General features: G+C 43.0%; 13 protein-coding genes. 8 read left to right on the top strand and 5 right to left on the bottom strand.

The window, feature by feature from the left end:
• Positions 1-212: 212 nt before the first annotated feature.
• From MKY17_RS05835 to MKY17_RS05820, 4 genes are all read left to right on the top strand, one after another.
• On the top strand, positions 213-383 hold the full coding sequence (locus MKY17_RS05835) for a hypothetical protein (RefSeq protein WP_339201481.1): 171 nt from the start codon (positions 213-215) through the stop codon (positions 381-383).
• Between the two features lie 89 nt (positions 384-472).
• Positions 473-1,591, top strand: coding sequence for a DUF2515 family protein (locus tag MKY17_RS05830; protein ID WP_098372532.1), 1,119 nt, complete (start codon positions 473-475; stop codon positions 1,589-1,591).
• A 74-nt stretch (positions 1,592-1,665) separates the two neighbouring features.
• Positions 1,666-2,019 carry a hypothetical protein gene (locus MKY17_RS05825; protein WP_098372533.1) on the top strand — a complete coding sequence of 118 codons (354 nt, stop codon included), beginning with the start codon at positions 1,666-1,668 and terminating at the stop codon, positions 2,017-2,019.
• A 378-nt stretch (positions 2,020-2,397) separates the two neighbouring features.
• The gene (locus tag MKY17_RS05820; protein WP_098372534.1) at positions 2,398-4,509 is read left to right on the top strand and encodes a penicillin-binding protein 2; all 2,112 of its coding nucleotides are present in this window, start codon (positions 2,398-2,400) and stop codon (positions 4,507-4,509) included.
• A 54-nt stretch (positions 4,510-4,563) separates the two neighbouring features.
• Here the strand turns inward: MKY17_RS05820 and MKY17_RS05815 are convergent, their stop codons facing one another.
• Positions 4,564-5,031, bottom strand: a complete 468-nt coding sequence (locus MKY17_RS05815; protein ID WP_098372535.1) for a CBS domain-containing protein — start codon at positions 5,029-5,031, stop codon at positions 4,564-4,566.
• 73 nt (positions 5,032-5,104) lie between these two features.
• Positions 5,105-6,595: a glycerol kinase GlpK gene (gene glpK / locus MKY17_RS05810; protein ID WP_098372536.1), complete on the bottom strand. Its 1,491-nt coding sequence runs from the start codon at positions 6,593-6,595 to the stop codon at positions 5,105-5,107.
• A 192-nt stretch (positions 6,596-6,787) separates the two neighbouring features.
• Here glpK and MKY17_RS05805 point away from each other — a divergent pair, with 192 nt between their 5' ends.
• Both MKY17_RS05805 and MKY17_RS05800 read left to right on the top strand, forming a co-directional pair.
• Entirely contained in the window at positions 6,788-7,579 is a 792-nt protein-coding gene (locus MKY17_RS05805) for a TIGR00266 family protein (protein ID WP_098372537.1), read from the top strand.
• 63 nt (positions 7,580-7,642) lie between these two features.
• Complete coding sequence (locus MKY17_RS05800; RefSeq protein ID WP_054397303.1) at positions 7,643-7,873, top strand: hypothetical protein; 231 nt, start codon at positions 7,643-7,645, stop codon at positions 7,871-7,873.
• 1 nt (position 7,874) lies between these two features.
• Here MKY17_RS05800 and MKY17_RS05795 read toward each other — a convergent pair whose 3' ends face one another.
• On the bottom strand, positions 7,875-8,624 hold the full coding sequence (locus MKY17_RS05795; RefSeq protein ID WP_098372538.1) for a glucose 1-dehydrogenase: 750 nt from the start codon (positions 8,622-8,624) through the stop codon (positions 7,875-7,877).
• Positions 8,625-8,868: 244 nt separating this feature from the next.
• On the opposite strand from MKY17_RS05795, the gene MKY17_RS05790 reads away from it, so the two are divergent.
• On the top strand, positions 8,869-9,171 hold the full coding sequence (locus MKY17_RS05790) for a hypothetical protein (RefSeq protein ID WP_098372539.1): 303 nt from the start codon (positions 8,869-8,871) through the stop codon (positions 9,169-9,171).
• A gap of 15 nt (positions 9,172-9,186) precedes the next feature.
• Positions 9,187-10,857 (top strand): AarF/ABC1/UbiB kinase family protein, encoded by a 1,671-nt coding sequence (locus tag MKY17_RS05785; protein ID WP_098372540.1) that lies wholly within the window; start codon positions 9,187-9,189, stop codon positions 10,855-10,857.
• 281 nt (positions 10,858-11,138) lie between these two features.
• Here the strand turns inward: MKY17_RS05785 and MKY17_RS05780 are convergent, their stop codons facing one another.
• Entirely contained in the window at positions 11,139-12,104 is a 966-nt protein-coding gene (locus tag MKY17_RS05780; protein ID WP_098372541.1) for a catalase family peroxidase, read from the bottom strand.
• Positions 12,105-12,218: 114 nt separating this feature from the next.
• Positions 12,219-12,647, bottom strand: a complete 429-nt coding sequence (locus MKY17_RS05775) for an Lrp/AsnC family transcriptional regulator (protein ID WP_098372542.1) — start codon at positions 12,645-12,647, stop codon at positions 12,219-12,221.
• Positions 12,648-12,686: the final 39 nt, after the last annotated feature.

Here is a 12,686-nt window from a genome sequence, read left to right as displayed (position 1 = left end):
CAGGCGGACGTATGATATTCGGTTGTGACATCACTGTGCTTAACTGATTTAGTCATGACGTTCGCCTCCTTTTCTATTATTTAATGGTAATTTTTAACTTATGTTTAAAGATTACTACGTGTGCCTATCTTTGTCAATTGCGACTTTTCTAGATTATTGCTGGATAATCCTTTATTCTTATAAGAATGACGTAACCTAAGGAGGTTCAGCATATGCAATGGAGAAAATATATACTCCTGGCGGTTCCCTTTTTATTTTCATCCATTTTCATCTTATTTGCCGTACCGGTAAAATATAGAATATTATCCTTCATTCCTGTGTTTCTTTTCTGGATAGTTTATTATATTTTATTGTACCTGGAAAAGAAGAAGAAAAATAACTGATGACAAAGAAATCCGGGGGCGTTGCAAATGCAACGCCCCTTTCTTGACGGCTCTGCATATAATGATCGAAAAACATTCGTGGTGATTGTATGCTTTCCCAATATTTGCAGAAGCTGATGGGCAAACACCCTGTCAAAACAAAACCCATCATCGATGCTGAAAGATATGACACGCTAAAATCCCGTTTACAAAAAGAGCTCTTTCAGCCTTTTGATGAGTCAAAAGCATTTTTTCCTGAGGAAACTGCCCTTATAAAAAGCATTCGAACTGAGACGGCTGCCTTGAACCGGAACAATATCACAAGAACACAAGCATATCTTGCCTTTTACAATCGTAATCCAGAGGTCCATTGGGCCTTTTTAGCACATATGGTTTCGAGGAATGGGGGATACCATATGACTGACTTGAAAAGTTCGACCATGACCCATCTCCTTGACAGAGCCGAACGGCAGAAATTTTTCCTGTTCCTTGAGCGCGCCAATTCAGCCATATTTGCAGATGCCTTCCCCCAGCTTCTTTTATATGAAAATGCTAAACAAAAAGAACTTCCGCTAAGAAAGTATTTACCAGTATTCCGCATTTCAAGATTCATGGCCCCGATTTGGGAATCTTTCATCGAAGATCCCCATTCACCCCTTTTGACAACGGCCCTTATCATAAATGAACAAAGAATGCTTCAGGAAAGGATCTTAAAGCGCACCCGTCATGGTGAAATCCTCCGCAGGCTTGATTTTCAGCTTCAGGAGTACTTAGGCTTCATGAAAGTGATCTTTCCTTATGCAAACAAGCAAAAAGGACTTCATAACTTGACAGGCCTTACCGTCGAACGCTTTGCCGACCCGAAACAGCGTATTGAAACGGGGAAATTATTATATGGGCTTCTTTTTCAGCATCCGGTGGTTTTTCGCGGTGTTGGCCAATTTACAAAAGAGATTCCCCACACTGGTTCCAGAGAGGATTACTGGGGAAGCATATATACCTCTGATGGATCCACGTCAAAAGATGATAAAGTCTACTCCCCCACTCTGCATGATGCATGGGAAGATCAACTTTTCTTTCCTCCCCATTCCTTTGATTGGTTCACTAATGAAAGCTTCATAGAAGATTTACGAAGCACACCGATCAATAAAAAGACGGACCTGACCAACGAGGTACTCGAAAATGTCAAGCAGCTGAAAACCCTTAACGGAATGAAATCCATTTTCTAGCATCAAGCCTCTTGCTTTGAATATCCCATCCCCCATTTGGCAAGAATGGTTAGCAAAAAGAATGGGTGAATCAAATGAGAGGCATTGTACTATTGAATCCACATTACAAAATCGGGGATTTACATACGAATGAAAGCTTTGCAATCCAAAAGATTATGACGGACAAGTATATAGAATGGAAGAATATTTCCCCGGTCATACTGAATCCGTATCAAATCCATCCTTATTACACCATCCCGCATGAGCTTCTACTCAATTTACAAGATAAAAAAACGAGTCAAATCGATTGCCTAGTGCTTCACTCTCTAGAAACGATCGAACGCTTCATCTATATATACCCTGAAAAATGGCTTGAGCTTTGCGGATATTTCAAAGAGGTTATCAGCGTCTCGACTCAAACTCCCGTTAAGAAGTATGAAGCAAATTAATGCTTAAAATAAAAAATCATGGTACTAAAGTCATTGTGAATGATTCCAAAGGTTAAAGTCATTAATTGTTCATTCATTTACTTTGTGAGCTCCCCTTTTTCACAGAAGCGACTCATATATACATCTCTCCCCCCCCCCCCCATGATTGTCGCTGTGCCGTTTCGCCCTCTCTTTATCTATTAAACTCCCTTCGGACTCATCGGCCTTTATATCAATTTTCCCAATTATAAGATTACTAGGAATTATATAACTTCAAAACATTCTTTTGGAAATATAGATAAATTTACGGATAAAGCATAGAAAAATAAGTTAATTTTATATATCATTGGAGATAGGAATTTTCTTATTTTTTACTTTTACTAGAAAGGAATGTTACTGATGGCCAAAGAAAAAAAGAAAAAAACCCCAATTCCTTTCCGACTGAACTTTATGTTCTTTTTAATATTCATTTTGTTTTCAAGCCTAATCATCCGGCTTGGCATCGTCCAAATCGTGTATGGGGATGATTACCTTCGAGAAGTGGACCGAACGGAAAACGATGTGGCCAATACCCCCGTTCCCCGTGGCAAGATGTATGACCGCAACTTGAATCCGGTCGTTGATAATGAGCCACGTAATGCCATCACTTATACGAAATACCCGAATACGAAAACGGCCGATATGGTGAAGACGGCAGAGGTCCTTGCTACCTTGATAGAAAAAGATACCAAAAAGGTGACCCTGCCGGATAAAAAGGATTTTTGGATTTTAAAACATCCGAAAGAAGCCGATGCCTTGATCACCAAGGCCGAGAAGAAGAAAGTAATCGAAAAGAAACTGGAGCAAAAAGATTTATACAAACTTCAAATGGAACGGGTGACCGATGAGAATGTCCAGGAATTTTCCAAGGATGAATTGGAAGTGATCGCCATCTTCCGGGAATTCAATAGTGGCTATGCCCTCGCACCGTCGATCGTGAAGAATAAAGATGTCACCACTAAGGAATTCGCCAGGGTCAGTGAACATTTGGATGAAATGCCAGGCGTGGACGTAACGACGGATTGGGAAAGGACCTATAAGTATGATGAGACCCTCCGCTCGGTTCTTGGCAAGGTCTCTTCTTCCGAAGAAGGCATTCCCAGTGAAAATATTGACTATTATCTGGCACGCGACTATACCAGGAATGACCGGGTCGGAAAAAGTTATATCGAAAAACAATATGAAGATGTCCTGCGCGGTCAAAAGACGCGGGTTGAAAATGTGCTGAGCAAAGGGGAAGTCATCAAAACGAATACCCTCACTGAAGGGCAAAGCGGAAAAGACTTGGTCCTGACAATTGATATGGAGCTGCAGCAAAAGGTAGAAGCTATCATCGAGAACGAATTGCGGAGAACTAAGGCTAAAGGAAATACCTACTTATTGGATCGTGCCTTCGTCGTTTTGATGGATCCGAACACAGGCGAGGTGCTAACCATGGCCGGTAGACAATACGGCCGCAACAGTAAAACCGGCTTGACCGAAATGAACGATTTCGCCCTTGGTAACATTACGACATCCTATACGATGGGGTCATCTGTTAAAGGGGCCACTGTCTACACGGGCTTTCAGACAGGAGCCATCGCACCAGGGTCAGCTTTTTTTGACAGAAAACTCCTTTTAGCAGGGGCTAAGAAAGGATCTTATAGTGATTTGGGTTATGTAACAGATGTCTCCGCGTTAAAGAAATCGTCGAATGTCTATATGTTCATGACGGCGATCAAAATAGCGGGCGGGCATTATATACCACATCGACCGTTAGGAATCAACAGGGAAGCTTATGCCATCATGCGGAATCATTATGCCCAATTCGGATTGGGTGTCCGTACAGGCATCGACCTGCCAAATGAATCAGTCGGATTTAAAGGAGTCGATATGTCAACAGACGGATTGCTGCTGGATTTATCGATTGGACAGTATGATACATATACTCCTATGCAATTGGCACAGTACGTATCGACGATTGCAAATGGCGGAAAAAGGCTGGAGCCCCGTATGGTCAGGGAAATAAGGAATCCTTCCAATGAACACAATGAATTGGGGAGCGTTTTTAAAACAATGAGCCCCAAAGTGTTAAATGACTTAAATGGGAAAGACGTTTGGATACAGCGTGTCCAGGAAGGATTCAGGCAGGTTGCCCAGGAGCCAGGCGGGACGGCCTATAAATATTTCGGCGGGAAGTCCTACCGTGCGGCAGCAAAAACGGGTACTGCCGAGGCCTTTTACGACGGACCGCGGAGGAATCAATATAGCGCGCCAGTCCCGACTATCAATCTGACACTTGTAGGATATGCACCTCACAATAATCCGGAAGTGGCATTCTCTGTCGTCGTGCCATGGGTGTATCAAGGCAAGCCCTCTGATGATATTAACAAACGGATCGGGCGGGACGTAATGGACGCCTACTTTAAATTGAAGGAAAAAAGAGCAAAAGGTGAATCTGATGCAGATAAGGCAGTAGAAAGCACTCAATGATAATTACAAAAAAGGCCTGCTCGATTACGAGCAGGCCTTTTTTTGATGCTTCATTTATTCCAGCTTTTGAACGAATTCCTTATATAGAGCCCTAAGTGCATCTCCCCTGCTGATGATGCCGACGACTTTATCATTTTTGTCCACGACGGGGATTTTCTTGAAATGATGCTTGGAAAGGACCTTTATCAATTCATCTAACGGATCTTCGGGGGAAAGCTTTGTTATCCTTTTATTTTTAATGATTTGTGAGACTTTATCATTCATTTTGGATGTAACCTTTTCATCCAATTCTTCACCGGGAAGAACCGTAATGTATGTGAAATACCCCATGATGGCTTCTTCTGCAGGTGTCAAATAACGAAGGATATCCCCGTCCGTAACCATTCCCAATAGTTTATCATGTTCATCCACGACCGGTACCCCGCCCACTTTATTTTCGATTAAGATTCGCAGAATTTCCTTTAATGTAAAATTTGGACGGGCTACATAGACTTCTCTTATCATGAAATCCTTAACTAACATATTACCACCCCTTTTTTATGTTTGGACGTTCTGTATTCATCTCTCTACTCTATTAATAATACCCTTACTTACTCTATTTAAAAACCGTTGCCGCCTGAACTGCCTTTTTCCAGCCAGTATATAATTCCTTTCGTTCCTGTTCTTCCATCCTGGGTTCGAATTTCTTATCGACTGCCCATAGCTTTGAAATCTCTTCCTGGCTTTCCCAATACCCGACAGCGAGTCCAGCCAAATACGCTGCACCTAACGCTGTCGTTTCACTAATAACCGGTCTTTCGACGGGGACATTCAGGAGACCGCTTTGAAATTCCATCAAGAAGTTGTTTTTGACGACCCCGCCATCGACCCTCAATGACTTTAGGTTAATCCCTGAATCGACTTCCATGGCGCTAAGGACATCTTTTGTCTGGTAAGCCAACGCTTCCAATGTTGCCCGGACGAAATGCTCCTTCGATGTCCCCCTTGTCAGTCCGAATACAGCTCCCCTGACATCACTATCCCAATAAGGGGTGCCTAATCCAACAAATGCGGGGACTACATAGACTCCATCGGCTGAAGTGACCCGCAAAGCATACTTTTCACTGTCTTTCGGATCATGCAAGAGTTTCAGCCCATCCCTTAACCATTGTATGGCCGAACCTGCGACAAAAATACTGCCTTCCAAGGCATATTCGACTTTTCCATTCAGCCCCCATGCAATCGTGGTCAACAGGCCATGCTCTGATTTCACTGCCTTTTCTCCTGTATTCATCAGCATAAAGCATCCGGTGCCATACGTATTCTTGGCCATTCCTTTTTCAAAGCATTCTTGGCCGAACAAAGCTGCCTGTTGATCTCCAGCTGCTCCGGCAATCGGGATTTCGTGTCCAAAGAAATGGTGTGGCGCTGTTTTCCCGTATATCTCTGATGAAGAGCGAACATCCGGGAGCATCGATTGCGGCACTTGCAAGATTTCCAGCAGCTCTTCGTCCCACTTCAGGTCATGAATGTTATACATCAGCGTCCTTGAAGCATTCGAATAATCGGTTACATGTGCTTTACCACCCGAAAGTTTCCATATCAGCCACGTATCGATCGTACCAAACAATAAGTCTCCGTTTTCAGCCTTTTCCCGTGCCCCATCTACATGGTCGAGAATCCATTTCACCTTTGTACCGGAAAAATAAGCATCAATCAACAAACCGGTTTTCTGCAAAAATAAGTCATCGAGACCCTCATCCTTCAAATGAGTGCAAATTTCGCTTGTCTGCCGGGATTGCCAGACGATGGCATGATGGATAGGCTGACCTGTTTCCTTATCCCATACCACGGTCGTCTCCCGTTGATTCGTTATGCCAATTCCAGCGATCTGTTCCGGTTTTACATTCATTTCCGATAGACAGGAAGCGATTACCGATAGGATGGAACCCCAAATTTCATTGGCGTTATGCTCCACCCAGCCAGGATTGGGGAAATATTGGGTGAATTCCTTTTGCGCAATATGCAAGACTTCCCCGCTTTTATTAAATAAAATGGCCCGCGAACTTGTCGTTCCCTGGTCCAATGATAATATGTAAGTCTCCATGGTTGTCTCCCCCTACACTTAAGATTACGTTTCATTTCAGCTTAAGTGTCATGCTGTTTTTTCTTTCTTCATTTTACTAGATATACCCTTGAAAACAAAAAATATATAAATCACGGCGAAAAACTGAAAAATATTGGCAGGTTAAGAGTTTATCTTTTACAATGAAAATAAGGCGGATAGGAGGAATGGAAAATGAATAACCATGAAATAGATTTTAAAATATATGGAGATGACATGCAGTTTGTTGAAGTGGAATTGGACCCTCAGGAAACGGTGATTGCCGAAGCTGGAAGTTTAATGATGATGGAAGATCGAATTAAGATGGAAACCATCTTTGGCGATGGGTCTTCGAATGGTGACAGCGGAATGATGGGTAAGCTATTCGGTGCCGGGAAACGGCTCCTTACTGGTGAGAGTCTTTTCATGACGGCTTTTACGAATGAAGGACGAGATAAAAAACACGTTTCATTCGCCTCGCCTTATCCAGGTAAAATCATCCCGATGGATTTAAGCGAGCTCGGCGGGAAAATCATATGTCAAAAAGACGCTTTCCTGGCGGCAGCAAAAGGCGTTTCGGTCGGAATTGAGTTTCAGAAAAAAATAGGGGCAGGCTTCTTTGGCGGTGAAGGCTTCATCATGCAAAAACTTGAAGGAGATGGAATGACCTTCGTTCATGCCGGCGGTACGATCCATAAAAAGGAATTGGCAGCAGGAGAGATTTTACGCGTCGATACAGGATGTTTAGTGGCAATGACTAGCGGGGTAGATTATAATATTGAAACTGTAAAAGGCGTGAAAACCGCTTTATTCGGAGGCGAAGGTTTATTCTTTGCAACATTAAAAGGGCCCGGAACCGTGTGGGTGCAATCATTGCCATTCAGCCGGCTTGCCAGCCGTGTATTTGCTGCAGCGCCGCAAAATGGAGGATCATCCGAAGAAGGCAGCGTAGCTAGAGGCTTATTCAATTTATTCAACGATAAATAAGAACCGACCAATGGCTGCCATCCTGGCAGTCATTGATCACTTTTGAAAAGGATGGGTAGCTACATGCAGCTTGTTAAGTGGTCCTACATGAGACGCTATAATATCAGGGCAATTTTTGATCAATTCCCAAATTCGCCTGTTATTTTCCGAAAAATAAGAGATTACTATTTTGTTTATACCGTTCACTGGACAGCTGCCGATGCCCCTATCGGCATAAAAGAGCTTGAAGAAATGGAACAGCTGCTCAACCGTGAGCTCGGAACTGAACTGCAATATCTCTATCGGAAAAAATGAGTTACTCCTCGTACATCATTTTTCTTGTCATGCCTCCATCGACGATAAGATTCGCACCCGTAACGAAATCATTTTCCGTTGCCGTCAAATAAAGACAGGCCCTTGCAATGTCTTCCGGTTTGCCAACCCGATTGGAAAAATGCTGCTGATGATCTTTATCCCTCAGAGAGTCATAATCTCCCGTTTCAATCCAGCCCGGAGAAATCGAATTGACCGTAATTTTCTCTTTGCCTAAAGAAGCGGCAAGTGCATGTGTCAGTGCTTTGATCCCTCCTTTTGTCGCTGCATAGGACTCCGAATCCGGCTCAGACATTATCGCTCTGGTTGATGCTATATTGATGATTGCACCTCCCTTTTCATTTTTCCGCATCGATTCCGCGGCTGCCCGGGAACAAAGGAAAACACTGCGCAAATTCGTATTCATCATATCGTCCCATTCCTCAATCGTCAGATCATAAAGCGATTTGAATAATGCCTTTCCTGCATTATTGATTAATATATCAATGGATTTATATGTTTTTAAAGTTACATCCATCAAATGTTGGATGTCAGCTTCCTTTCGTACATCCGTTTTAACGAACATTGCTTCATGACCGTTACTTTTAAGCTCTTCCACATACAGAACACCTTCCCGCTCGTCCAAATCTGCGAGAACGACTGAAGCGCCGCTTTCTGCATATCCCTTGGCCACGCCTTTACCTATACCATTCGAAGCGCCTGTTACAATCACCGTTTTATTTGTGAATCCCATTATTCCATCCCCTCTTTCACAGATTTGTCCCTATCATAATATCCAATTCGCTTCACTTCAAACATTTCCACGATTGATCAACTAATCCTTTTCCTTATCATCAAAAATCTGCAGAACCCTTATATTTTTGTAGCGGCCCTAAAGTGATGTATGATAGATAGTAACAACAAGAATGAATCACGGTGAAAGGCATTCGCCATTATCTTTCTTACAGTGTGAAAATTTATATTGGAGGAATGTAAAAATGGACTTATTAAAAAATGTGTTTTCTTTAGGATTAGGTGCTGCCGCTGCTACAAAAGAGCAAATTGAAAAAGCAGTGGACTCTCTTGTGAAAAAAGGCGATATCTCAAAAGAAGATTCCAAGGTTCTTATTAAGCAATGGGTCGAAAAAGGGGAACATGCCCAAAAGCAGCTGGATGATTCCGTCAAGGCTAAAGTCACCCAAGCGCTCAATGGCCTAAACTTGGCAACTAAAGAAGAAGTTCAGGAATTGGAGCGCCGTATCGTGATTTTGGAAAAACAGAACCAAAACATACAATCCTGATCAGGAGGTACTTGAATGTTTCGCAAGCGACTGAAACACGCACATCGTTACCAAGAAATCATTAATGCCTTCTTGAAAAATGGTTTTGGTTACTTCATCTATCGTCTGGGATTATCCGAGAGCAAAGCTGCATCGAAACTCCAACCCGATGAAAACCTGAACCTCCGCTCAATCGGAGAGCGGCTGCATACGATATTACAAAACTTGGGACCTACATTCATTAAACTTGGTCAGATTGCAAGTACGAGGCGTGATTTCGTTCCTGACGAAATCGTCCGCGAACTTGAAAAGCTACAGGACCAGGTCACCCCCTTTCCATTTGAGAGGGTTCGCAAAATTGTCGAAGCCGAATTGGGTGATTCTTTGGAAAACCTTTTTCTTGAATTTCATGAAACCCCACTGGCAACCGCTTCGATTGGGCAGGTCCACACGGCACGGCTTCCATCACAGGAAGTCGTAGCAATCAAAGTGCAGCGGCCCGATATCCTGCCGACTGTGGAAACGGATTTGGAAATTCTCGATGATTTGGCAAGACTAATGGAAGCACGCATATCTTGGGCAAGACGCTACCAAATCAGAAAAATGATTGATGAATTCGCTAAATCACTCCGTGCAGAACTCGATTATAACTCCGAGGGCCGAAACGGAGAAAGAATAGCCAAGCAATTCATCGATGATCAAGGGTTTAAGGTACCAAGGATTCATTGGGAGTTTTCCACAAAAAGGGTCCTGACGATGGATTTCATACAAGGAATTAAGATCAATCATTTTAAACAGCTTGATGAAGAAGGTTATGATCGCCGGCAAATTGCGGAAAGATTAGCGAATTCCATGCTTCAGCAAATATTGATCGATGGCTTTTACCACGGCGATCCCCACCCTGGCAATATCATCATTTTACCAGGGAATGTCGTCGCACTCATGGATTTCGGAATGGTGGGACGGTTGGAGGAAGAAACGAAGTTTCAGTTCGCCTCGCTTGTCATTAATCTGAAACGCGGCAGCACCAATGGATTGATCAAGACGCTTTCAGAGATGGGCCTCCTGACGGATGAAATCGACATGGCCCCATTAAGAGGGGATATCGATGAACTGCGAAATAAATATTATGATATCCCATTGAGCCAAATCAGCTTAGGCGGAGCTGTCAATGACCTGTTCACGGTTGCCAATCGGCATCAAGTCCAAATCCCTCCCGAATTCACGATGCTCGGCAAGGCTTTGCTTACCATGGAGGCAATTGTCGAAGGATTAGATCCGAATTTCAGCATTATGAAGGCAGCTGAACCTTTTGGGGAAAGGCTTTTTAAGGAACGCTACAATCCCAAAAACATTGCGAAGAACGCCTGGAATCAATTCATCGAGTCTGCTGAAGCCATTGCCGAATTGCCCAAGGATATCAGGGAAGTGACAGGTATCATTAAAAAAGGGAAATTGCGGCTCGATATCAACATTCCCGAACTCCAAGTTTTTTTACATAAGCTTGATCAAATCTCGAACCGGCTGTCTTTCAGTATTATCCTGCTAGCATTCAGCATAATCATGGTCGGTCTCATTATCGGCTCTGCAATAGGCGGGGAAACCTTGATCCTATGGAAGATACCGGTTATCGAGATTGGATTTGTCGTTGCAACCCTGATGTTCTTACTTATGCTCTACACCATATTCAGATCCGGAAAAATGTAAACTTACGAAAAAGGGGTTCGGTTTGATCTCCGGACCATGATTTTAAAACATACTAGGTTATCCTTCATGTTTTTTTACTGTTATATAAATGATACCCTTGTAAAATTGAAGAAATTTGCGACACTCCTGCCAAGCCTCTTCAAAGCAAAGTCCCTACAGGCCTTTGCTTTGAAGAGGCTTGGCTCAGTCCGAGGAAAGGAAGCTGATTTCTTAAAGTAAGTTTGCCAACATTCTGAAGGGAACTCCTATAGTAAGGGAATTCCCTTTTTTCTTGATTTCATTCATTTGTTATTTATCCGACGTTCATAAGAGACGGCATATGCACTATGGCGAAAATGCAAGATTCGGTCTTCCGAGCATTCGATTCCTTCAGGAATATTGGTTGGATCGAACATTAATGTATCTTTTGACACTGCCGATTTTCTGGAAATCATTAAATGCCCTATCGTGATTACCTGTTTATCTTCCGACCAAGCTGTGGTTGGATCGTCAGTCGGGTCATTTTCCCCTCCTATTTGGATGTTCAATTTAAAGCCCACCGGACATTGCTTGAGCCTCTCTTCCATTTCTTCATCCAGATACTCCGGCGCCTGCTTGGCCACCTCCTTTTTTTCTAGCATACTAAGGCCGGCATCAGGTACCCACTCGTACTTGATGGCCTGCCGCCTTCCTTCCGCGTTAATGAAATAGAATGCATGAATGGAGTAATATTGACACATTGAGAAACTCGCTGGAGAACGCATTTCTTTAAGCATTTGCAGGCTTGCCTTGCTTTCAGGGTATTTCCACATGATTTTTGCAAGCTCTTTCAGATTGGGGAAACCTTCTTTGGCAGCCTTGAAAAAGTCAGCAATATCAACAAAAGCTTCCGGTGTTTTCGCAAAGAATAACGGAATGGTCACAGTAATAAGATCTGATTCCTCTCCATTCGGCAATTGAAACTTGACGGCCATGCCCTTTACAGGGGAAATGGCATCAGGATGGCTTGGAATCGGCGAGCTATTTGAAAAACGAATGATCACCGGCACAGCTTCATCCTGAAGATGCGGAGCCACCGTTAATGGGGACGCTTTTCCGTTTGGGGTAAAAACCCCCTCATAAACATATCCCCTTGCATGCGCACGCCGATAACCAGGATATGTTCCAGCTACATTTTCAATCACATTAACTGCTTCTCTGGCTAGTTCAGGTTTAAAGTCGTCCATTCCCTCCAATATCTCACCCCACCTTTTCAGATTCGAATCCATTATTACATGTACCCCTTATTCCAATACTTATTCTTATTGAATCACCGAAAGCATTAATCGCCAAAAAAACACCTGGAAATATCCAGGCGCTGCACACATCATGTTAGAAATTACTCATTCCAGTTCCCGCTCCACCTTTGAAAGGATCACATGGGTAACAGTTGCCGCAAACGGAATGGTCCGATTGATGAATTCCTCAACTTCTTCAAGGCTCTCACTGTGGATTTTCAGCATAAAGCAAGCCTGCCCGGCAATTCGATAACAAAAGTCAACATTCGGCACCTTGGAGATATACTTTTTGAATTTCTCATATTCCCCATTTTTTATCGTTGCTTCCACGATACACTCAATTGGAAAACCAATCTTTTTATGATCAATCTCGGCAACATAACCTTTAATGATCCCGAACGACTCCATTTGCCGTACCCGTTCGGCAACGGTGGGAGCGGAGAGGTTTACTTTCTTTGCCAATTCCCTCATGGAAATTCGGCTATTCAACGTTAATTCAGCAAGGATGCTCTGGTCTTTTTCATCAATTTTCATTCTATAAATATTTCCCTTCTTTTCTTTACATTTATTCAT

The organism is Peribacillus sp. FSL P2-0133 (genome assembly GCF_037975445.1).
GTDB classification, from domain to species: domain Bacteria; phylum Bacillota; class Bacilli; order Bacillales; family DSM-1321; genus Peribacillus; species Peribacillus simplex_E.
The sequence above is the reverse complement of the archived record's forward strand: the minus strand, read 5'-3'. Positions and strand labels throughout refer to the sequence as shown.